Source organism: Nonomuraea sp. H19 (genome assembly GCF_052068215.1).
GTDB lineage: Bacteria > Actinomycetota > Actinomycetes > Streptosporangiales > Streptosporangiaceae > Nonomuraea.
The window spans coordinates 169,538-192,097 of record NZ_JBQHCV010000001.1; the positions used below are offsets into that span (position 1 = coordinate 169,538).

Genomic DNA, 22,560 nt, shown 5'->3' on the forward strand with positions numbered 1-22,560 from the left:
CCCACGAGGGGTTCGGTGAAACCTGAAGTCGCGTCAGGCAGGTGTTGCGGTTTCGGCTGTTGATCGCCGGGGCGCGGCCGGGACGTGCTGCCAAGCGAGTTTGGCGGCCCCGGCGAGGCCCGCACGCACCCCCAGCGTGCTCGGCCTCACGTGTACGGCCCGTACGAACGCCAGACCGGCCACGTCGTCGAGCGCCCGCTCCAGCGGATCGAACAGCACTCTCCCGGCACCGGCCACGCCGCCCCCGACGACCACGGTGGTCAGCTCGACCGCGGCGGCCGTGGAGGCGATCATCCCGGCCAGCGCCCGCGCGCCACGCTCGAACGCCGCCACCGCGACAGGATGCCCTGCCTCCGCGTCCCGGGCCAGCGCCCGCGCATCGGCTTTCACCTGCTGCCCGTCCGTTGAGCCTGCTCCGGCCGGTGCATGTGCGGCGCTCCCCGTGGCCGAGCCATGGCCTGCTGGGGCATCCGGGCCGGGCTCCGCATGGTGGGGTGTGGGCGTCCAGCCGTTGTCCAGTGCCCAGCGGGTGAGGTTGGGGCCGCTCGCGTAGCGCTCCACGCAGCCACGGCCACCGCACTCGCAGCGCTCGCCGTACGGGTCGATGGACATGTGGCCGACATGTCCGGCGTTTCCGGTGGGACCGGGCAGGGGCACGCCGTCGAGCACCAACCCGCCGCCGATCCCGGTGGACACGACGATGCCGAGCAGCGTCGCGCTGCCGCGTCCAGCCCCCAGCCAATGTTCCCCGAGCGCGAAGCACTGCGCGTCGCCCGCGAGCACGGTGGGCAGTCCCGTCAGCTGGTGAACCTCCTCCCGCAACGGGAACCCACGCCAGCTCGGCATGTTGACCGGGCTCACGGTCCCGGTGGCGAGATCGAGCGGTCCGGCACAGCCGATCCCGGCGGCCACGGGTGGCGGGCCGCCCTCGGTCACCTCCGCGATGAGAGCCGCCAGGGCCGACATGACGTCCGTACGCGGCGTGGGCCGGGTGGCGGAGCACGACATGGAACCGGCCTCGTCCACCAGCGCGGCGGCGAGCTTGGTTCCTCCGATGTCAATGGCAAGTACGCAAGTCGTCAATGCCCCGCCTCCAGCAGCGGCACCCTGCCATGCTCCAGCGGGGCGGAGGCGGCGTGCCCAGGGGATGAGGCGGGCGGCAGGGCGGTTTCCTGCCCTGGTGGTGGAGCGGCTCCTCGCATGGGTGGGGGGACCTCCGTGAGCTTGTTGATGGCGCCGGTAACACTAAGCCTTTCCAAGATCAATGACAACGATGTCAAAGGTCATCTGTGGATAACCTGTACTGGCTGCCTGGTATCTGTGGATAACTTATGAGCCCTCCTCGCGTACCGACCTGGTTCGAAGGGCGGGAGGAGGCGTGGAAGGATTGCCGCATGAGCGCAGTGAAACTCGACGGCAAGGCGACCGCCGCCAAGATCAAGGCAGAACTCGCGGCCCGAGTGGCCGCGCTCAAGGAACGCGGCGTCACGCCCGGCCTGGGCACCGTGCTCGTGGGCGACGACCCCGGCAGCCAGATCTACGTGGCGGGCAAGCATCGCGACTGCGCCGAGGTGGGCATCGCCTCCATTCGCGTCGATCTGCCGGCCACCGCCACGCAGGCCGAGGTCGAGGCGGCCATCGACGAGCTCAACGCCTCCCCGGAGTGCACCGGCTACATCGTCCAGCTCCCCCTGCCCAAGCACCTCGACACGATGGCCCTGCTCGAGCGCATGGATCCGGCGAAGGACGCCGACGGCCTCCACCCGGTCAACCTCGGCCGTCTCGTCCACATGGTCGACGCGCCGCTTCCGTGCACGCCGCACGGCATCGTGCTGCTCCTGCAGGAATACGGCGTGCCGATCAAGGGCGCCGAGGTGGCCGTCGTGGGCCGCGGCATCACGGTGGGCCGCTCGCTGGGCCTGCTGCTGACCCGCCGCAGCGAAAACGCCACCGTGACCCTCTGCCACACCGGCACCCAGGACCTGGCCGGGCACGTGCGCAGGGCCGACATCGTGGTGGCGGCGGCGGGGGTGCCCGAGCTCATCAAGCGTGACATGGTCAAGCCCGGCGCGGCCGTGCTGGACGTGGGGGTCTCCCGGGTGGACGGCAAGATCGCCGGTGATGTGGCGCTGGACGTGGAGGAGGTCGCGGGGTTCCTCACGCCCAACCCGGGCGGAGTCGGTCCCATGACGCGCGCCCTCCTGATCTCGAACGTCGTGGAGGCCGCGGAACGCCAAGTGAGCGCCCGGTGAATCAGCGTCAATAGCGCGATTCGCCTCGTACGACAAAGAGCCCCCGCCATCGACTGCCCTCAGGCCAGGCGCGCCCTGCTGCCGCCGCTCCTGGCGGCAGCGGCCAAGATCGAAGCCGACCTGGCCGCGCTGGCGGTCGCTCGCGCTTGACTGCCCGGCGCCCGACACGGTGCTCGCCCACGGACGGCGCCTCTCAGTCTCCCTTCAAAGACGGGGGGTCAGTTCGGGGTCGGCGGGATCGTAGTCAGGGGGCCGGGATCACCGGTTGCGGTATCGGTCGGTGGCGTCGCGGGTGGCGCGGATGGCGGCGTCGGCCTTGTCGTACGTGCGCTGCGCCAACCCCACGAAGAGGCAGTCCACGATCAGCAACTGGCTGATCCGGCTGGCCAGCGCCCCCGGCCGGAAGGCCGTCTCCCGCCCGGCCGACACCAGCGTATGGTCGGCCAGCCCGGCCAGGGAGGACCGCGGATTGTTGGTGATTCCCACGACCAGCGCCCCGGCCTCGGCGGCCGTCCGGGCGGGCACCAGCACGTCCGGCGTCTCCCCGCTGCAGCTGATCGCCACCGCCACATCGCCATTCCGCAGCAGCGCCGCACTGGTCAAAGCCAGATGCGCGTCGCTGAACGGATGACTGGACAGCCCGATCCGCAGCAGCTTCTGCGACATGTCCGCCGCGACCAGCCCTGAGGCCGCCACCCCGTACACATCAACCCGCCGCGCTCCCGAGATCGCCTGCACCACCTCGCCGAGCCGGTCCGGATCGAGCTGCGCCGCCGTGTCCGCCAGCGCCTCCGACTCTGCCCGTGCGACCTTGGCGATCACATCCGTCAGCGGATCGTCGGGCGCGAGATCGCCGGGCACCAGCCGCTCGGGCTCTTTGGCCACGGCCGCCGCCAGCGCGAAGCGCATCTGCGAGTAGCCGCCGAAGCCGAGCGCCCGCGCCGTCCGCACGATCGTCGCCTCGCTCGTCCCGGACACGGTGCTGAACTCGGTGATCGTGCTCCGCACCACCAGCCCGGGGTCGTCCAGGATGAGGCGGGCGATGGACTGGGCCGCCGGGGTGAGCGAGGGCAGCACGGCTCGTACGTTCGCGACCGGGTTGGCCTGTTCCGCGATCACTGGACCAGCCATTCGGCCGCCGCCTGCGCGGACACGCGGGAGATTCCGTGGGTGGCGACGTGCGCGGCGCCCGCGGGCGGTCCGGGGATGCCGGTGTCCACCACGATCACGTCGGGACGCGCCGCGACGGCCCTCGCCACGACGTCCCGCACCCACGCGTGCCGGGCGGCGTCGTGCACCACCAGCACGACCGGCCGGTCCTCGAACATCGGCAGCTCACCTTCCGGTTCCATCCGCACTCTGGACGTGCCGGGCAGCAGTGCGGTGAGCGCCGCCGTGATGCCGGTCGGCGTGGCGGGGTCCACCGCCTGGCTGAAGCGGGTGTTGACCTCGACGACCTGCGGCGCGCGGTCGAGCGTGGCGGCGCCGGCCGTGGTCAGCGCCGCCCTGGCCGCCTCCAGGCCCACGCCCTCGTCGACGTCGACGCGGGCCTGCTCGCGCGACGGCTGCTGGGCGGCGTACCACGCGGAGAGTGTGAGGACCCGCGCGGCCGCCTCTGCCAGCCGTTCCTCGGGCAGGACTCCGGCGCGCACCGCCGCCACGATCGCGTCGCGCATCTCGTGCAGGCTCGCCTCGGTCGTCCGTCCCACGCAGACGGCGTCGGCGCCGGCGGCCAGGGCCCGCACCGCGATCTCGCCGGGGGCGTACATGGCGGCCACCGCCTGCATCTCGATCGCGTCGGTGATGAGCATCCCGTCGAAACCGAGCTCGCCCCTGAGGAGCTCGGTCAGGATGGTACGGCTCAGCGTCGCCGGCGCTGACGGGTCGAGAGCGGGGATGAGCAGATGGCCGCACATGATCGAGCGCACCCCTGCGCCGATCGCGGCGCGGAACGGCGGCAGGTCGCGTTCGGAGAGGATCTCGCGGGAGACGTGCACGGTGGGCAGTGCCAGGTGGGAGTCGGTGACGGTGTCGCCGTGGCCGGGGAAGTGCTTGGCACAGGCGGCCACACCCGCCCCCTGCATCCCGTTGACGAACGCGACCGTGTGGCGGGACACCAGGTCCGGGGCCGGACCGAACGAGCGGACGCCGATCACAGGGTTGGCCGGGTCGGAGTTCACGTCGGCGGAGGGCGCATAGTCGAGCGTGATGTCCAGCCCGGCGAGCATCCTGCCGATCTGGCGGCCCACCCGCTCGGTGAGAATGACGTCGTCCACCACGCCCAGCGCCCAGTTGCCGGGAAAGGCGCTGCCGGACGCCACCTCGAGCCGGGTGACCGCGCCGCCCTCCTCGTCGATCGCGACCACCGTGGCCGGGTTCTCGGCGCGGAGCTGCCGTACGAGCTGGGCGTCGATGGCGTTGCGGGCGAACAGCACCACCCCGCCGAGACCCTCGCCCAGCGCGCGGCGCAGCCAGTCGGGAGCGGAGGTTCCCTCGAACCCTGGATGCAGCACCGTCATCGCGAGTCTGCACAGGTCACCGCTCATGGAACCCCCGAGGCATTTTCCTTCATCATTATTGATCTGAAGGTAATTTTCTGTCATCGTCGCCCTCAATACAACCACCTCCGAGACACACCCCAGCTCCGAGAGGCCATTCCCCATGCCCAGCAGAAGGACTCTCCTGAAGGGTCTCGCCCTCGCCGCCGCCGCTTCCGCCGTCCCCCTGCCCGCCTTCGCCGAAGCGAACTATGTCCCGCCACTGCGCCAGATGCGCGGCATGTGGATCGCTTCCGTGGTCAACATCAACTGGCCGTCCAAGCCCGGGTTAACCGCCGACCAGCAGAAGGCGGAATATCTCGGCTGGCTGGACGTGGCCGTGCAGCGCAAACTCAACTCGGTGTTCGTGCAGATCAGGCCGACGGCGGACGCGTTCTGGCCGTCGCCGTACGAGCCGTGGTCGCAATACCTGACCGGCACCCAGGGCCAGGACCCCGGCTACGACCCGCTCGGGTTCGCCGTCGAGGAGACGCACAAACGCGGTCTGGCCTTCCACGCCTGGTTCAACCCGTACCGCGTGTCGATGCAGGCCGACCCGGCCAAGCTGCACCCCGACCACCCCGGGCGCAAGCACCCCGACTGGATCCTGCCGTTCGGCGGCAAGCTCTACTACAACCCGGGCATGCCGGAGGTACGCAAGTTCTGCCAGGACGCGATGATGGACGCGATCACCCGCTACGACATCGACGGCCTGCACTTCGACGACTACTTCTACCCGGCCAACACCACGGCCTTCGACGACAGCGCCGCGTTCGCGCAATACGGCGCCGGTTTCCCCGACCTGGCCTCCTGGCGGCGCAACAACGTCGACCTGATGGTCCAGGAGATGCAGCACCGTGTCCTGGCGGCCAAGCCGGACATCGCCTGGGGCATCAGCCCCTCAGGCATCTGGCGCAACAAGGCCAGTGACCCGCTCGGCTCCGACACCAACGGCGGCCAGTCCTACGACAACCTGCACGCCGACACCCGCGGCTGGGTGAAGAAGGGCTGGCTCGACTACATCGCGCCGCAGCTCTACTGGTACATCGGGCAGCCGCCGGCCGACTACGCCAAACTCGTCCCGTGGTGGTCCGACGTGGCCCGGGGCACGAACACGCTGCTGTGGATCGGCCAGCCCGCCTACAAGGCCGGCGACCCCGCGCAGCCCGCGCCGGAGTGGAAGAACCCCGCCGAGCTGTCCAACCACCTGACGCTCAACAGGAACCACCCCGAGATCAGCGGCGACATCTGGTACAACGCCAACGACGTCAAGGTCGACAGGATCGGCTCCGTCTCGACGGCCGTCAACGACCACTACCAGCGGCCCGCGCTGGCTCCCGTGCTGCCCAGACTGGCGGACGGGGAGCCGCCCCGGCGGCCGGTGCTGGCGTACGCGCTGCGCCGCGACGGCGGCGTCGAGGTGCGAGCGGTCGCCACGGGCAGGGACGAGCCGTTCCTGTTCGCGATCTTCCGCTTCGACCGGCACGCGCCCTCCAGCGCGTTCGCCGACGCCCGCAACCTGGTCGCGATCGTGCCCGGCGACCGGCAGGTGCGCTGGACCGACCCGGACGGCAAGCGTGGCGATCACTACTACGCGCTGGCGGTGGACCGGGCCAACAGGACCAGCAAGCCCAGCAACGGATTCCGCGTCATCTGAGCATGCTTCGCACCCGAGGGGTTCCGACGCTGCCGGAACCCCTCGCCGTAGCCCCGGTCGCGATCCGGTTCCCTAAGAAGCCCTGCGCCCAGCGGCCGAAGGCTGCTCGGCGCCTGCTCCCGATGACCGCTGTGGTGGCACCACGGGGGTCGGGCGGACCAGACCGAGCGCGACGACCTCGTTGGCCAGTCGCGTGCGGCGGTTGGTGCCCTCGGGAATCCTGAACTTCTGGTAGAGCCGCAGCAGGTGCTGCTTCACCGCGGCCTCCGTCACGACCAGGTCGTCGGCGATCTCCCGCGCGGTCGCCGGCGCCACGAACGCCTCATCCGACAGCGCCGGCCGGCAGAGCGAGGTCAGCACGTCGACCTCGCGTCTGGTCAGCTCGGGCGCCGCGGCTCTGCGCAGCTCGACCTCGGGGGTGAAGTCCTCGCGAGGAACTCCACCGATGCGACCCCGCGCCGCGCCGAAGGAAACGACGTCGCCGTCGTCAAGGACCCTCCGGGCGATCGGCCTGCCGTTCACCCGCGTGCCGTTCCTGGACAGTCCCAGGTCGACGACATACAGGTAGGGTCCTCGTCTGACGAACTCGGCATGGAGTCGAGACACGCTGGGATCGGTGAGCCGGATGTCTACACCCCGGCCTCTTCCGACCGTCGTGATCTCGGGGCGCAACGGGACCACCTCGCCGGTGTCCTCGATGCGTATGAACGGCCCCTCCACGGCAGTTCCTCCCCAGGTAGCCCGCCGTAACTATTACTACAGCTCCGGCTTACCCAACCGAGGGGATGCGGAATCGCCTTTGCCGAAAGGAGAATCCGACGTGAAATTGGTCTGGACCTCTGCGGACGGTTTTGCCTGCTCACAGGTAGACTTCTGGGGAAGATAAGCGGAGGAAGCTCTCATGGCGGACAAGCCCACGAAAGGTCTGGCCGATGTCGTCGCCGCGTCCACAGCGCTGAGCGACATTGACGGAAAGGCCGGTCGCCTCTTCTACCGGGGATACGACATCCACGATCTGGCCGGCCGCGCCACGTTCGAAGAGACCGCGCACCTGCTCCAACGCGGCAAGCTGCCCACCCGCGCCGAGTTGGACGCCTACACCGCTGAGCTGGCACAGGGCCGTGAGCTCGGCGCGCTCGTGTCCGCGAACGTCGCCGAGATCGCCGAGAAGCAGAAACCCATGGAGGCGCTGCGCTCGCTGGTCTCGCTGTCGGGCGCCGACGATCCGGACAAGGACTCCATCGCCCCCGACGCCAACCTGCGCAAGGCCGCCCGGCTGGTCGCCCAGCAGCCGTTGCTCGTCGCCCGCTACCACGCCGCCCGTACCGGTGGCAGCGCCCCCGAGCCCGACCCCTCGCTGAGCATCGCCGCGAACTTCCTGCTCCAGGTCACCGGCCGCACCCCTGCGCCGCGCGAGGTCGAGATCTTCGACGCGTGCCTGGTGCTGCACGCCGACCACACCATGAACGCCTCCACGTTCGCCGCCCGCGTCTGCGCCGCGACCCTGTCGGACATGCACTCCGCCATCGTCGCCGCCATCGGCACCCTCAAGGGCCCCCTGCACGGCGGGGCGAACGAGCAGGTCATGAAGACGCTGGAGTCGCTGACTCCCGGGAGCGTGGCCCAGGCGGTGCGCGACAAGCTCGCGGCCCACGAAAAGATCATGGGGTTCGGCCACCGGGTCTACAAGACCGAGGACCCGCGGGCCACGCACCTGCGCAGGATGTCCGCCGAGCTGGGCGAGTCCACCGGCGACGACACGTACTACCGGATGTCCAAGGAAATGGAAGAGGTCGTCTTCGAGGAGAAGGGCCTCTACCCGAACGTCGACTTCTACGCCGCTTCGGTCTACCACTATCTCGGCATCCCGACCGACCTGTTCACCCCGGTCTTCTCGATCAGCCGCATGTCCGGCTGGACGGCTCATGTCATCGAGCAGCACGCCGACAACCGGCTGATCCGCCCCGACAGCGAGTACATCGGTGAGACCGACCAGAAGTGGAAGCCGATCGACGAGCGATGAGCGATAGGGCCGGGCGCGAGAGCTGGGGACCGTACCCGCTGATCTTGGCGGGTGCGGTTCTCGGCGTGGTCGCGATCTTCGTTGCGAATCCGCGCTGGGGCGGGTTCGCCTTGGGCGCCGTCATCATGGTCGCCGGCGCGCTGCGCTTCGCCGGGTACGGCGGTCAGCTGGCCGTGCGGAGCAAACGGACCGACGTCACCACGCTGGCCTTGTTCGGCTTCGTGCTGGTCCTGACCTCGCTCCTGCTGGGCAGCAACGAGCTGAAGGCGCTGATCCTGTCCCTTTTCGACCGCTGACCGGACGGTCCGATAGCCTCAACGCAGCATCCATTGAAGGGGAACCATTCGCATGCCCAAGATCAAGGTGGAGGGGCCGGTCGTCGAGCTTGACGGCGACGAGATGACCCGGATTATCTGGCAGTTCATCAAGGACCAGCTGATCCTTCCTTACCTCGACGTCGACCTGAAGTATTACGACCTCGGCATCGAGCACCGAGACGCCACGGACGACCAGGTCACCATCGACGCCGCCAACGCCATCAAGAAGTACGGCGTCGGTGTGAAATGCGCCACCATCACCCCCGACGAGGCCCGGGTCGAGGAGTTCGGCCTCAAGAAGATGTGGAAGTCCCCCAACGGGACCATCCGCAACATCCTCGGTGGCGTCATCTTCCGCGAGCCGATCATCATGTCGAACGTGCCGCGGCTCGTCCCCGGCTGGACCAAGCCGATCGTCGTCGGCCGTCACGCCTTCGGCGACCAATACCGCGCCACCGACCTGAAGATCCCGGGCGAGGGCACGCTGACCCTGACGTTCACCCCCAAGGACGGCTCCGAGCCGATCGAGCTGGACGTGTACGACTTCCCCGGCAGCGGCGTCGCGATGGCGATGTACAACCTGGACGAGTCGATCCGCGACTTCGCCCGCGCGTCCATGCGCTACGGCCTGGCCCGCAACTACCCGGTCTACCTCTCCACGAAGAACACGATCCTCAAGGCGTACGACGGCCGCTTCAAGGACATCTTCGCTGAGGTCTTCGAGACCGAGTTCAAGGCCGACTTCGAGAAGGCCGGCATCACCTACGAGCACCGCCTCATCGACGACATGGTCGCCGCGGCGCTCAAGTGGGAGGGCGGCTACGTCTGGGCGTGCAAGAACTACGACGGCGACGTGCAGTCCGACACCGTCGCGCAGGGCTTCGGCTCGCTCGGCCTGATGACCTCGGTCCTGATGACCCCCGACGGCAGGACCGTCGAGGCCGAGGCCGCGCACGGCACGGTGACTCGCCACTACCGCGAGCACCAGAAGGGCAACCCCACCTCCACCAACCCGATCGCGTCGATCTTCGCCTGGACGCGTGGCCTGGCCCACCGCGGCAAGCTCGACAACACCCCCGCCGTGACCGACTTCGCCAACACGCTGGAGCAGGTCTGCATCGAGACCGTCGAGAGCGGTCAGATGACCAAGGACCTGGCGCTCCTGGTCGGCGGCGACGCCAAGTGGCTCACCACCCAGGACTTCCTGGCCGCGCTGGACGAGAACCTCAAGAAGAAGATGTCCGCCTAGTCGAATACGGCCTCTACCTGCGGTTTCGCCGCCAGGCAGGGGCCGTTTCGCATGCCCGGGCCGTCTGTGGGCCGGCATGGTTTCGGATCGGACGCGAATACGGCGGCGACGGCGTTCCGCGTCCGCTCCTGGCTGCTCGGCATGAGATGGGTGTAGGCCCGCGGCCTGCGCACCACATCGCCGTTCTCCTGCGTGAAGATCAGCCGTCTGGTCACCAGCGGCCCGTTTCGTGTTGCCCCAGGAGAGCGCCGGCGCGGTCGGTCGATATGCTCTGGCCTCGCTCACGGACGGCGTCGCGGAGCCGGTCACGGGTCAGGGGTTCGCCTCGTGCGGTGAGGTCGGCGGCGACTCGCCGCCCCAGGGGCAGGAGGTCTCCCACGTTGGGCGGCGCCGCGGGCCGTGCACCCTTGGCTCGCTCGCGGCCACGCGGCAGGCGCTCCGGCAGGGCGGGCGGTAGGGGGCAGCGGCCGAAAGGACCGGCCAGTCGCCCCCGACCATCCCGCAACCGAGCGATCTTCAACTTCAGCTCCTGGACCTCCTCGATATCGACCCACGAGACCTCCGCTGCAGATCACTCACGTGCGGAAAACGGGGCTAGCGGGCTCAACAAATCCTCAACACAAGCTCAACGCATGAGTTCCTATCGTCCATGGCATCGAGCGGTGCAGGTGAAGGGGGAACGGCATGGGGTACATGGTCAAGACATTCGGGGCGCTGGTGATCGCGGGCGCAATGGGGGCGGCCTCGCTGAGCGGATCGGCCGCGGCGTCGGCCGCCACGCTGCCCGGGTGCGGCGGACCGAGTCCGGTCAACGTCGACGACGGCTGGGGCGTCATGCGAGGGTCGTTCAACCTCAAGACCGCTCCGTACGCCGCGTGCGGGAACGTCACCAGGCTCCACGCGGGCCAGGTTCTCTACTTCCACTGCTGGACGCGGAACAAGTACGGCAAGCACTGGGTGTACGTCCGCGTCAAGGGCACCGGGACGCATGGCTGGATGAGCAAGGACAACCTGCGCACGATCAGGAACACCCAGATGCAGGACTGCGGCGTCGAGGAGCACCGCGACTTCATCTGACGGGCCGGGTGAGCTGGGGTGGGCGAGCCCGCCGCAGCCGCTTGCCGCTGAGAACCGCCGGGAACCGGCACATGGACATGTGATCTGTCCCGGCATGCTTGCAGCTCGGGATCAGCGACTGCTGATGGTCGCGGCCAGTCTTGTGATCCCGCCCCTACCCACCGCGCCTGAAGGGGCGGCACCGCAGCGGTTGCCGCCCGATGTCGAATGAGAGATGAGCTGTGGCGGAAGTCCCGGACGAGGGCGACGGGAGCGGGCGGGCTCGGTTGCTCATGGAATCGGTGCATCTCGGGGAGTTGGACCGCGCGGCCGACGCCCTGCGCGCCGAGCAGGAAGCGGTAGCCGTGTACCGGCGCCTGGCCGCGGCCTCCCCTGAGCGGCACCGCGGCGGCCTCGCCCATTCCCTGGCCGGCCTCGACACCGTCCTCTCGGCGCTTGGCCGCAACGAGGCGAGTCGCTGACTGTCTATGAGTACGTTCCCGAACCGGGGTTCGACCTGACTGCCCAATAACCCGAGAGAGGACGAGACATATGCGTACAGCGATCACACTTCTGGCCGGCGTCACACTGGCCGGTGGCCTGCTGGCGGTTCCCGCCCAGGCGACCACCGGATCGAGCGGATCCGTCGTCGAGCTCAAGAACCTCGCCACCGGCATGTGCCTGGCGATCGGCCGCGGCGAAGCGCGCAAGGGCAAGGCCGCCATCCAGTGGCCGTGCAACGGTGGGTGGGCGCAGCGCTGGAAGCCCAAGCGGCTGTTGCGAATCAAGGGCGTCCCGGAGGACGAGCTCCGGGCGTATCACTTCATGAACGGCGCGACCCAGATGTGCCTCGCGATCGGTGGCGGCCAAGCCCGCAAGGGCAAGTCCGCCATCCAGTGGCCGTGCAAGAAGGGAGGGAGGGAGCAGGCTTGGCAGATCACCAAGGTCGGCTAGCTACCAGTGGAGCAGTATCTCGACATCGCGATGCGGCTGGCCGACCGGTTCCTGATCCTGGACGCCGGGCACGTGGTCCGCACCGGCGACGCCGATGAGCTGCACCGCGAGGACGCCCGCCGCCTGCCGGCGGTTCAGGTGAGTGCCAGGAGGGCGCGGGCGTTCGCGCCGCCCTGGCGGTCGCCGGTCTCCTCGAAGACCGCCAGCGCCGCGCTGGCCAGCTCGCGCGTGCGCTCGGCCGCGCCCTCCGCCCGGTTGACCTTGGCCAGCGCCAGCAGGGCGTGTGCGTCGAGCAGCCGGTCGCCGAGGCGCACGGCGATGCCCCTGGCCTGCTCGGCGGCGGCCCTGGCGGCCGCCTTGGCGCCCTGCGCCAGGTGCACCGCGGACAGCTCCAGCAGCGTGTCGGCCTGCCGGTGCCGGTCGCCCAGCTCGGCCAGGTGCCCGACGGCGGCCCGCAGCCGCGCGGCGGCCTCGTCGAGCCGGCCCGCGCGGCGCAGCACGAGGCCGAGCACCTGCTCGGCGTCGGCGGCGTCGCGCTGGTTCTCCGCGCCCTCCAGGCACGTGAGCAGGGCACGCTCCGCCTCCTCCAGCCGGCCCAGCTCCAGGTGCACGCGGCCGAGTCGGCGCCTGGTGTGGTTGACGTCGCGGCTCCTGCCTGATTGCCCGGCCTGGCGCAGGAACATGGCCAGCGCTACCCGCAGCTTCGCGTGCGCGCGGTCCCACTCCCGCTCGGCCAGGTGCAGGTCGCCCTGGTCCAGCAGGGCGAGCGCCTCGCCCCGGTCGTTGCCCGCCCGGCGCGCCGACTCCAGCGCCGGCCCCGCCACGGCGTGCCAGTCGTCGAGGAACCGGTGCCGCTCCAGGAACGGCACCAGCAGGTGCGCCAGCCGCCAGCACCCATCGTCCAGCCCCGCCGCGTGCAGGTCGGCGACGAGGCTCACGAGGAACGCCCGCTCGGCCGCCAGCCACTCCACGGACTCCCTGATGTCCCTGGTCGCCACGGCCGTGGCCGGATCTCCGGACACCAGCGAGAACCGCGACGCCTGAACCCTGGCCTGCACCACCTCCGACAGGGGCGCCAGCACGCCGGGCACCGGCTGCTCGCGGGCGAACAGCCGGGTCAGGCCGTGCAGCCGGTAACGCACCTGGCCTGCCACGTCCACCCCATGCGTCTCCAGCAGGCCGGCGTCCACCAGCGCCTCGGCCTGTCCGCCCAGCCGCTCGGTCACCCAGTCCGCGAAGTCCGGCGCGGACAGCGCGCCGAGCCCGCGCAGCGTCAGCTTGGCCGCCTCGGGCAGCCCGTCGAACCCGATCGCGAACACGCTGCGCACCGTCAGATCGCCCGCGTGCAGCCGGTCGAGCCGCCCGTGCTCGTCCTCCAGCAGCCCCACCAGGTAGTCGACGGTCCACTCCGGCCGGGCCGCCAGCCGGGAGCCCGCGATGCGCAACGCGATCGGCAGGCCGCCGCAGCAGCGCGCCAGCCTGCGCAGAGCGTCGTCCGCGGCCCGTCCCGAGCTCCTGACCAGCAGCTCCAGCGCCTCGGCGTCGTCGAGCACGCCCACCGACAGCCGCAGCGCGCCGGTCAGCCCGCCGAGCGGGGAACGGCTGGTCACGACCGTCGGGCACGCGCTCAGCAGCGGCCGCACCTGCGCCTCGCCGGCTGCGTTGTCCAGCACCACCAGCAGCCGGCGGTTGGCGGTGTAGGTGCGGAACAGCCGTTCGCGCTGCTCCGGCGACGCCGGTATCGCCTGCGCAGGGCAGCCCAGCCAGCGAAGGAAGTCCTCCAGCACCGCCGCCGGGGTCGTGGTCTCGCGCAGGTCGGCGTACAGGATGCCGTCGGGGAAGCGCTCGCGCCACCGCCAGGCCGCGTGCACGGCCAGTGCCGACTTGCCCGCCCCCGCCTGACCGTGCACCACGACCAGGCCGCCGATCACCCGCTCCAGCAGCTCCGCCCGGCCGGTGAAGTCCCTCACGTCGGGCGGCAGCAGCACCGGCGGCCCGGCCGAGACGTGCAGCGACACGTCGTCGTGCAGCATCCGGTGGTAGAGCAGCTGCAGCTCCGGGTCGGGCTCGATCGCGTGGCCGCCGTCGAGCTGGTCACGTAGCACCGCGTACGCGGCCAGCGCGTCCACCCGGCGGCCGCTGCGGTAGAGCGCCAGCATGTACTGGCCGCGGAAGCGCTGCCACATCGGATGCTGCTTGGTCAGCTGCCTCAGCTCGGCCAGCAGCTCGCGGTGCCGGCCCGCGTCCAGGTCGGCCTGCACCCTGCGCTCCAGAGCGAGCAGCCGCAGCTCCTCCAGCTCCTCGCGCAGCCGCGGGGTCTCCACCCACCGCTCGCCCTCGGGGTCCACGTCCTCCAGGACCTCGCCGCGCCACAGGGCCAGCGCGTCCTCGTACGCGCCCCGGTCCACCAGCAGCCGGAACCGGTCCACGTCCAGGAGGCCGTCGCCGAGGTTGAGCACGTACGAGCCGGACACGGTCGTGATCACGTCCGGGCCGATCAGCCGGCGCAACTGGCCCACGTAGCCGCGGATCAGGGAGTCGGAGCGGTCGCCGCCCTCGCGCGACCACAGCAGTCGGCGCAGCCGCTCGACCGTCAGCGGGCGACCGGCGTTCAACAGGAACATCGCCAGCAGGTCGCGGTGCTTCGGCACGGTCGGCGTGCGATCCAGCCCGTCGCCGTCGCGCACCTCGAGCGGCCCCATGATGCGAAATTCCATGCGACCTTCCTTCTCGGGGGAGATGTCGATCAGAATGGCACACCTGATGACTCCTCTCACCCCCGCCGACCCGCACCGGCTCGGGCGGCTTCGCACACGCCGTACAGCGCCACCCGGCGACCGTTCTCGCGGTGTTCCTCCAGGCGTATAGACCATGTGATCCCGTGGGGCTTGCCATGCCGGCTACAGCTCCCTCGGCGCGGCGCCGAGCCTGCGTTGTCCGGCTGCACCGCTTCCAGCAAGATCATCTACATGACGACCTCGCCTTCTGCGCTCGCGGCGCACGTGAAAGACAAGCTAAGGGCAAGGGCGGAAGGGCTCGATCTCGGGCAAGTACGTCCGCCACTCCTCGGCGGTGAGCCCGCGCCCGGCCCGCTCGCACACCGTCCCCGCCACGCGATGCTCGTCGATGTCGTGCGTGCGGAGCGTCCCGTCGTCCGTCAGGCTGACGAGTTTCCTGCCGTCGGCGGAGAACTCCAGCCAGAGCCCGTTCGTGTTGCCGCCCAGCCCGTCGAGCACCACGCCCAGCGGACGCCTGCTCGCCACGTCCCACAGCCTGATGCGCCCGCCGGCCTCGAAGCCGGCGATCATGCTCTTGTCAGGCGACCAGGCGAGTATGTGCGGGTCGCCGTCGGGGGCGTAAGGGAAGGAGCCGAGCCGGGTCTTAAGCTCTCCGTCCCAGAGAGAGATCCCGTCAGGTTGACTGACCACCGCGATCCTGCTGCCGTCCGCGGCCACGGCGAAGGTGTCCGTGTCGGGCGCGGCCCCCAGGGCGGCGGGCCGGTCCTTCAGCGGATCGACGATCCTGACCTCGGGAAACGACATGATCAGCCCGCCGTTCGGCAGGAACTCCATCGGCCCGAGGCCCGAGATCGCGGTGACCCTGGACGACCCGCGCTCCAGATCCAGCAACTCCAACGGCATTTGGCCGTCGGATCCGGACGGAATGACAGCCAGTGTCCGGCCGTCCCGGCTGAAGACCATCTGGTGGGACGTCGCCGCCCCCTTGGAGGCGAGCCGGAACCGCGCCGTGACCTTGCCCGAGCTGGTGTCGACGATGAGGACCGTCGTGCCTTCGGCGGTGGCCAACCGCCTGCCGTCGGGGCTGAACGCCATCACGGCTCTGATGTCGTCTGTCCTGATCGCCGGGAACAGCGGCCGGCCCGACGCCGTGTCCAGCAGGTTCAGGACCCCGGACCGCTCGACGGCCAGGACCCGCGCTCCGGGGCCCGGAAGCAGGTTTTCCTGTGCGTGATCGGTGAGTGAGCGGTCGAAAAGGTGGGCGACGTCGATCGTGTGGACGGTGCCGCTGTCGGTCAGGACGCGCAACGCCCGGTGCTCGGCGTCGAGGCGGACCTCGCTGACGAAGGCCGGCAGCTCGAGTCGCAACACGATCTGCCCGTTGGCCTGCCGCCATACCACCACTTCTCCCATCGAGTCCCAGGTGATGACGAAACGGTTGTCGAAGCTGAAGTCGATGACCTGCCCCTCCTCGATGACCGGCCCCTCCTCGCTGTCCTCGATCAGCCAAGGGAACCCATCGTCCAGGTAGAACGCGCGCACCCTGGGCCGCTGCGAGCCCGGCACCTCTTCGACCACGGCGAGCTCCTGTCCGTCCTGGCTGAACTTGGCCCCGAAGACGCTCCCGGAGCGCGGCAGCCAGGAGGCGCGCAAGCGGACGCCACGGCGCAGATCCCACAGCTCCGCCCGCTCACCCGACCCCGTGGACGCGAACCCGAGGCGGCCGTCCGCGCTGATTGCGGTCAGCGCCGCCCCTGACGGCGCGGTGCGCCGCCGGCGGGTGGCGACGTCCCACAACTGCTCGCCGGCCGAACCGACAGGGACGCTCAGCAGGCGCCCGGTCCGGTCGAACTCCAGCCTGGCGAACACCTCGGAGAATTCGGCCTTGGCGGCGAACCAGCCGCCGAGCGGGCGGCCCGTGCCGACGTCCCACAGCCGCACGCCCTTGGGGCCCTGCACGGCCATGACGCGGCTGTCCGGGCTCAGCGCGACCTTGTACAGGCTCTCGTCGAGCCCGGATAACTCACGCAGGCGCCGCCAACTGGAGACGTCCCAGATCTGGGCCTTGCCACCCCCGACCGCCACGAGCGTACGGCCGTCCTGGCTGAGCGACCGCACCTCCGCGTCGGTGATCGAGGCGTCGCCCGAGATGTGCGCCGTGAACTGCGACACCGAGTCATAGAGCGCGCCGCGCGTCTCGGGCAGTTCCGGGGTCAGCCGCCAGGCCGCGACGCTGAGCAGCCGCGCCAGCTCGGGCTGGATCTCCCTCAGGTCGGCCGCGCGCAGGACCAGTTCCCTGGAACGGAGGTCGTCACGCTGCCGGTTGGACTCCCTGCGCAGGTATTCGGCCGTGCCCAGCCCGCCGAGTGTGGCCATGAGTAGCACGGCCAGGGCGGCCGCGACCAGGTTGCGCCGCCTGGACTGTCTGCGGGCCTGCCGGGAGGCGGCGTCGAGGTATTCGCGTTCACGCCTGGCCAGCGTGAGGTCCTTGCGCTCGGCCGCGGCCCAGTGGAGCGTCCGATCCAGGGCCGAGCCGTGCATCAGGTCGGCGGGTCTCCTGCCGTGCGACTCCCACTCGGCGGCGGCGTCGGCGAGGCGGCGGTGCACGGGCAGTCCCTCGCGGTTTCCCGCCACCCAGTCCCGGAGCCTCGGCCAGGCGTGGAGGAGACCGGGCCGGGCCAGTTCGTAGGCCGTGCCGGTGCTCCCGACCAGGCCGGCGGCGGCGAACACGGCCAGCATCGCGTCGACGGCCTCCGTCTCCGGCAACTCGTCCCTGGCGACCGGCCTGAGCGTGTCGCCGTCGACCATCCGCAGGAAGACCTCGGGCGTGCTCGCGCGCTCCGCCTCGGTCAGCAGGCCGTAGAGCTCCTCGGCGATCGCGCCGAGGTCGGGCTCGGCCGGGCCGCGCAGTGTTCCCGCCTGCGTGCTGCCCCAAGTGAGCAGGTCGTGGCGCTCGCTCTCGTCCTCACCGACGAGACGCAGCAGGACGTCCTTGGCGGCGAGCCGGGCAGCGGGGTCCGCGGCGAGCGAGGCGGCCACGAGAGGGCCGAGCGGGTCGGGCAGCCCGGTGGTGTCAGGCTCGAAGGCGAGCACGCGGCCGACGACCGCCATCGGCTCGCCCGGCGCGATCGCGTCGCTTCCCCGGGCCGCGAAGAGCACCACCATCGCCCAGGCCCACAGGTCGGCCGCCTCGGTGGCGCCACTTCCGGCGAGCACCTCAGGCGGCATGTAGGCGGGCGTGCCCATGAGCGGCCCGCTCGTCGTCGGCCCGACCTCCCGGGCCACCCCGAAGTCGATCACCCGCGGGCCGTCGGGGCCGAGGATGATGTTGTCAGGCTTGAGATCGCGGTGCACGATCCCTGCCCGATGGATGGCGGTCAGCGCTGTCGCCACGCCGATGGCCAGGCGGCGCAGCCGGTCCCCTCGGTACGGCCCGGACTCGTCCACGACCTGCCGCAGGTTGGGCCCCGGCACGAACTCGCTGACAATGTACGGGACGGGCACGTCCACCCGGGCCTCGATCACCCGCGCGGTGCAGAACGAGGCCACCCTCTCGGCCGCCGCGCCCTCCTTGGCCAGCCTGGCCCGCGCCTGCGCGCTGTCAAACCTGGGCACCTTGACCGCGACCCGCTCGCCGTCGTCACCGTACGCCTCGTAGACCACGCCCTGACCGCCCTGGCCCAGGCGGCCGGCCAGCCAGTAACGCCCCAGGCGGTGAGGATCGGAGGGAGCCAGAGGGGTCATCAAGATCCTTCCTCCACCCAAAGTCGTGTGGTGATATTCCGTACCACGGCCGGAGTCCGCGCGACCGCTCCGCCTTATGAGAAATGTCCTTTGAGACCATTCCGCTCGATCAGCACCCGCGCGGCACGGGGCCAGCGTCCGCGACGCCTTCTCCAGCCCCGGCAGCTCTCCGCGGTGAACGTCACCAGTCATTCGACGCATCCGTGCGGTCGTTCGCCGGCGACCTCCCCGTGTGGCAAAAGGTGCTTGCGACCCGGTCCTTGAGCGGCACGCGAGCGCTTGCCGGCGGACTGGGCGGATCCTCAACATCGCCTCAACATCCGCCGCCTATGGTCCGGGAAGACCCCGATCGAGCAGAATGGCGGACTTGATGGTTCCTCTCACTTCTTCCGACCCGCACCGCCTGGGACGGTACTGGCTGGTCGGCCGCCTCGGCGTGGGCGGCCAGGGCGTCGTCTACGAGGCGTACGGCGAGCCGGGCGAGCGGGTCGCGATCAAGGTGCCCAGGTCCGAGGGCGCGGAGGCGCGGGCCAGGCTGGCCAAGGAGGCGTCGGCGGCCCAGCGGGTGGCCTCGTTCTGCACCGCCAAGGTGATCGAGGCGCAGGTCGAGGCGGCCCCGCTGTACATCGTCAGCGAGTACGTCCCCGGCCTCAGCCTGCGGCAGGTCGTGGCCGAGTCGGGCCCCTACGAGGGCGACCGGCTGCGCCGCCTGGCCGTCGGCGTGGTGACCGCGCTGACCGCCATCCACCAGGCCGGCATCGTCCACCGCGACCTCAAGCCGGACAACATCATCCTCGGCCCCGACGGCCCCCGGGTGATCGACTTCGGCGTCGCCAGAGAGGTCGGGCCCACCACGAGCAGTCCGATCATGGGCACACCGAACTACATGTCGCCGGAGGTGTTCGACGGGCGCGCCGTCAGGGAGGCGGCCGACCTGTGGGCGTGGGGCCTGGTCGTGCTGTTCGCGGCCCGGGGGAGGGACGCGATCGAGCACGGTGACCCGATGGCGGTCATCGGGCGGCTGCTCGGCTTCAAGCCGGACGTGGCCGGGCTGCCGGAACCGCTCGGCTCCCTCGTGGCGGCCGCCCTTTCCGGGAACGCCGCCGACCGGCCGACCGCCAAGGAGGTGCTGCTGCGCCTGCTCGACGACACCGTCGCGGCCGACACCGCCGAGGAGGACCCGCTGGTGCGCGGCGGCACGCTGGCCGGCACGCTGAAGGGCCGGGCGGAACCGGACCTGGGCGCGATCGCCGAGGAGCTGTACGGCGAGCTGACCGAGACGGAGCGGGCGAGCGTCCCCGAGGTTTTCCTGCGGATGATCGACGGCGACGCGCTCCGGCCGGTCGGCCGGGACGAGCTGCCCGAGACTACGGCCGTCGACGCGCTGCTCGACGTGTTCGCCGCGGCGGGCATCGTCACGCGGACCGGGACGGCGTACGCGCTGGCCAGGCCGGGCCTGCTGCGCGCCTGGCCCCGGCTGGGCGAGTGGGTGGCGGGCAACAGCGCCGGGCTGCCCGTGCACCGCCGCCTCGCCGACGCCGCCGCCGAGTGGGAGTCGCACGGCAGGAGACCCGCCGACCTGATGCACGGCTCGGCCCTGGATCGGACGCTCCACTGGGCCGCGGCCGAGCGCAAGGACCTCACGCTGGCCAGGCGTGAACGCGAATACCTCGACGCCGCCTCCCGGCAGGCCCGCAGACAGTCCAGGCGGCGCAACCTGGTCGCGGCCGCCCTGGCCGTGCTGCTCGTGGCCACACTCGGCGGGCTGGGCAGCGCCGAATACCTGCGCAGGGAGTCGAACAGGCAGCGTGACAACGCGCTGGCCCAAGCGCTCGCGCTGCGCGCCGCCGACCTGCGGCAGAGCGACCCCCAGGCCGCGATGCTGCTGAGCGTGGCCGGCTGGCGGCTGAGCCCGGGACTGCCCGAGGCGCGAGGCGCGCTCTACGACTCGCTCTCCCAGAGCACGACCTCCGCCTTCGCAGACCCCGACTACACTGCCGACACGGTGCAGGCGCTCGGCCAGGACGGGCGCACGCTCGTGTCGGTGAGCGGCGGCACGGCCAGGATCTGGGACGTTCCCGGCAAGCGGCGGATCGGCACCCTCTCGGGAGTGGGCACGGGCGTGCTCGACGCCGCGCTCGCCCCCGACGGGCACACCCTGGCCCTCATGGACGGCAAGACCGCACGGCTGTGGGACACGCGGACCGGCCGGCCGCTCGGCGATCCCATCCCGGGCAGGACCGGTGAGCAGTGGGGCGGCGACCTGGAGTTCGACAAGTCCGGGCACTACCTGGCCTTCCCCGGAATAGCCCTGCAGGAATGGTGGGACGTCGCCACGCGTAAGCGGCTCACCACCCCTTCAGGAGCCGCGATCAACGCGATCAGCAGGGACGGCCGCTACGGTTACGCGGTCAAGGGCACGACGGAGGAGCTGTGGGACCTTCGCAGCGGCAAGAGGACGCGCATACCGTCACTTCGCCCGGAGGACAGAGGCGTCATCTACGATGCCGCCTTCAGCGACGACGGCAGGATGCTGGTGACCGTCGAGGTTCTGGTTTCGACCGAGCAGAGCAGGCTGCGCGTGATCGAGCTGCCGTCCGGGCAGCAGGTGATGGGCGAGGAGGGCGACTATGCCACGGATGTGGCCTTCGCCTTCGGCGATGAGTCCATCGCGACCTGGGACGGACCGGGCGTGCTGAGGTTACAGCGGCGCTCCGGATTCACCACGGCGTACCAGCGGGCCATGCCCGACTTGGTCGCCCAGCTCCGCTTCGACCTCGCCGGCCGGACCGTCCGCTATCTGAACGACAGCGGCGTCGTCTACACCGAGGACGTCGCGATGGCGTTCGACCGGCCGATCACCTCCGGCGACGGTACGAGCGTGGAGATGGATCCGTCCGCCCGCGTGCTGACCGAGGTCAACATGGACAGGATCGAAGTCATGGACACAGCGACGGGACGGCCGCTGATCGCGCCGGTCGGCTGGTCGGGCACGGGGGCCACGACGGCCTTCAGCGCCGACGGCCGCCGCCTCGCCCTGGCCGGCGGCGACAAGATCACCATCGTGGATCTGGCCAGGCGCGAGGTATCGGCCAAGCTCAAGCTGACGGGTAACGGCGGGCAGGGCGCGCAGGCCCTGGCGTTCAGCCCGGACGGCCGCACGCTGGCCGTGTCACGCGATGGAGAGCCCGGCCGCGTCGAGCTGTGGGACCTCGAAAGGGGGTCTGTACGGGCGACGACCGGGCGCGGCGCGGGCTACGTGGCCTTCCGCCCCGATGGACGGCTGCTGGTGACCGGGAACCCGTTCCAGCTCATCGATCCCGCGAAGGGCGCCACCCGCCCTCCCGCGTCAGGGACCGGCCAGCTCGACGGCCCCTTCGCCTTCAGCCCGGACGGCCGTCAGGTGGTCTTCGCCGGCCCGGACCGGCTCACCTTGTGGGACGGCGACGTCAGGACCCGGATCGCCCAGTTCTCCACGGTGCCGGGCAGCGAGGCCGCCGGGCTCGCCTGGTCACCTGACGGGCGCACGATCGCCTCGTACGAGAAGGGCCTGCGCGTGCGACTGTGGGACGTGCCGAGCCGGCAACCGCTGGGCATCGTCTTCGACGGTAAGCAGAGCCTGGATGAGGCCGGCGACGGGTGGGTGGCGTTCTCGGCGGACGGCACGAAACTCCACACCGCCGCCCTCGACGGCACCGTGCGCGTGCATGACGTGGATGAGCGGCTCGTGGCCGCGACCGTGTGCGCACGCGCGGGCCGTGCACTCACCGCCGCTGAATGGTCCCGCCACCTGCCCGGCGTCGAGCCTTTCACGCTGTGCCGATCCGCAGAATCGGCAGCCCGCGGGTCCACGTCCGGTAGCGAACGCCGTAGTGGGCGCTGAGCGAGAGCCACCAGCCGCGCAAGCGATGTCGAACACGTTCGGAGGGGTGGGGACGTCGAATCCAGAAGGGTGGACTGGGCCACGATGTGACCCGCGGAGTCTAAACGGCGCGCAGTACTCGGTGAATGGCGCACTGCAGGTCCCGCGCGA

The 22,560-nt window shown here is 70.7% G+C and carries 15 protein-coding genes; 9 read left to right on the plus strand and 6 right to left on the minus strand.

The window, feature by feature from the left end; genetic code table 11:
- Positions 1-33: 33 nt before the first annotated feature.
- Positions 34-1,083, minus strand: a complete 1,050-nt coding sequence (locus tag ACTMTI_RS00860) for an ROK family protein (RefSeq protein WP_441117524.1) — start codon at positions 1,081-1,083, stop codon at positions 34-36.
- A gap of 311 nt (positions 1,084-1,394) precedes the next feature.
- Here ACTMTI_RS00860 and ACTMTI_RS00865 point away from each other — a divergent pair, with 311 nt between their 5' ends.
- Positions 1,395-2,252, plus strand: coding sequence for a bifunctional methylenetetrahydrofolate dehydrogenase/methenyltetrahydrofolate cyclohydrolase (locus tag ACTMTI_RS00865; protein WP_441117525.1), 858 nt, complete (start codon positions 1,395-1,397; stop codon positions 2,250-2,252).
- A 258-nt stretch (positions 2,253-2,510) separates the two neighbouring features.
- Here the strand turns inward: ACTMTI_RS00865 and ACTMTI_RS00870 are convergent, their stop codons facing one another.
- Both ACTMTI_RS00870 and ACTMTI_RS00875 read right to left on the minus strand, forming a co-directional pair.
- On the minus strand, positions 2,511-3,383 hold the full coding sequence (locus ACTMTI_RS00870) for a MurR/RpiR family transcriptional regulator (protein WP_441117526.1): 873 nt from the start codon (positions 3,381-3,383) through the stop codon (positions 2,511-2,513).
- Positions 3,368-4,798 (minus strand): glycoside hydrolase family 3 protein, encoded by a 1,431-nt coding sequence (locus ACTMTI_RS00875; protein ID WP_441117527.1) that lies wholly within the window; start codon positions 4,796-4,798, stop codon positions 3,368-3,370. Before ACTMTI_RS00875 ends, ACTMTI_RS00870 begins: the two co-directional genes overlap by 16 nt.
- Before the next feature lie 115 nt (positions 4,799-4,913).
- On the opposite strand from ACTMTI_RS00875, the gene ACTMTI_RS00880 reads away from it, so the two are divergent.
- Positions 4,914-6,446: a glycoside hydrolase family 10 protein gene (locus tag ACTMTI_RS00880; RefSeq protein WP_441117529.1), complete on the plus strand. Its 1,533-nt coding sequence runs from the start codon at positions 4,914-4,916 to the stop codon at positions 6,444-6,446.
- Between the two features lie 72 nt (positions 6,447-6,518).
- Here ACTMTI_RS00880 and ACTMTI_RS00885 read toward each other — a convergent pair whose 3' ends face one another.
- Positions 6,519-7,166, minus strand: coding sequence for an FHA domain-containing protein (locus ACTMTI_RS00885; protein WP_043621172.1), 648 nt, complete (start codon positions 7,164-7,166; stop codon positions 6,519-6,521).
- Positions 7,167-7,347: 181 nt separating this feature from the next.
- Between ACTMTI_RS00885 and ACTMTI_RS00890 the strand changes: the two genes are divergently transcribed.
- From ACTMTI_RS00890 to ACTMTI_RS00915, 6 genes are all read left to right on the plus strand, one after another.
- Complete coding sequence (locus ACTMTI_RS00890; RefSeq protein ID WP_441117530.1) at positions 7,348-8,469, plus strand: citrate/2-methylcitrate synthase; 1,122 nt, start codon at positions 7,348-7,350, stop codon at positions 8,467-8,469.
- Positions 8,466-8,765, plus strand: a complete 300-nt coding sequence (locus ACTMTI_RS00895) for a DUF3017 domain-containing protein (protein ID WP_441117531.1) — start codon at positions 8,466-8,468, stop codon at positions 8,763-8,765. The genes ACTMTI_RS00890 and ACTMTI_RS00895 overlap by 4 nt, the downstream gene beginning before the upstream one ends.
- A gap of 52 nt (positions 8,766-8,817) precedes the next feature.
- Entirely contained in the window at positions 8,818-10,035 is a 1,218-nt protein-coding gene (locus ACTMTI_RS00900) for an NADP-dependent isocitrate dehydrogenase (RefSeq protein WP_441117532.1), read from the plus strand.
- A gap of 684 nt (positions 10,036-10,719) precedes the next feature.
- Positions 10,720-11,112 (plus strand): hypothetical protein, encoded by a 393-nt coding sequence (locus tag ACTMTI_RS00905; RefSeq protein ID WP_441117534.1) that lies wholly within the window; start codon positions 10,720-10,722, stop codon positions 11,110-11,112.
- 221 nt (positions 11,113-11,333) lie between these two features.
- The gene (locus tag ACTMTI_RS00910) at positions 11,334-11,573 is read left to right on the plus strand and encodes a hypothetical protein (RefSeq protein ID WP_441117535.1); all 240 of its coding nucleotides are present in this window, start codon (positions 11,334-11,336) and stop codon (positions 11,571-11,573) included.
- Between the two features lie 70 nt (positions 11,574-11,643).
- Positions 11,644-12,045: an RICIN domain-containing protein gene (locus ACTMTI_RS00915; RefSeq protein ID WP_441117536.1), complete on the plus strand. Its 402-nt coding sequence runs from the start codon at positions 11,644-11,646 to the stop codon at positions 12,043-12,045.
- Positions 12,046-12,179: 134 nt separating this feature from the next.
- Here the strand turns inward: ACTMTI_RS00915 and ACTMTI_RS00920 are convergent, their stop codons facing one another.
- Positions 12,180-14,762, minus strand: coding sequence for a BTAD domain-containing putative transcriptional regulator (locus tag ACTMTI_RS00920; protein ID WP_441117538.1), 2,583 nt, complete (start codon positions 14,760-14,762; stop codon positions 12,180-12,182).
- A gap of 297 nt (positions 14,763-15,059) precedes the next feature.
- Positions 15,060-18,527 (minus strand): protein kinase domain-containing protein, encoded by a 3,468-nt coding sequence (locus ACTMTI_RS00925; protein WP_441117539.1) that lies wholly within the window; start codon positions 18,525-18,527, stop codon positions 15,060-15,062.
- 370 nt (positions 18,528-18,897) lie between these two features.
- Here ACTMTI_RS00925 and ACTMTI_RS00930 point away from each other — a divergent pair, with 370 nt between their 5' ends.
- Complete coding sequence (locus tag ACTMTI_RS00930) at positions 18,898-22,410, plus strand: serine/threonine-protein kinase (RefSeq protein WP_441118135.1); 3,513 nt, start codon at positions 18,898-18,900, stop codon at positions 22,408-22,410.
- Positions 22,411-22,560: the final 150 nt, after the last annotated feature.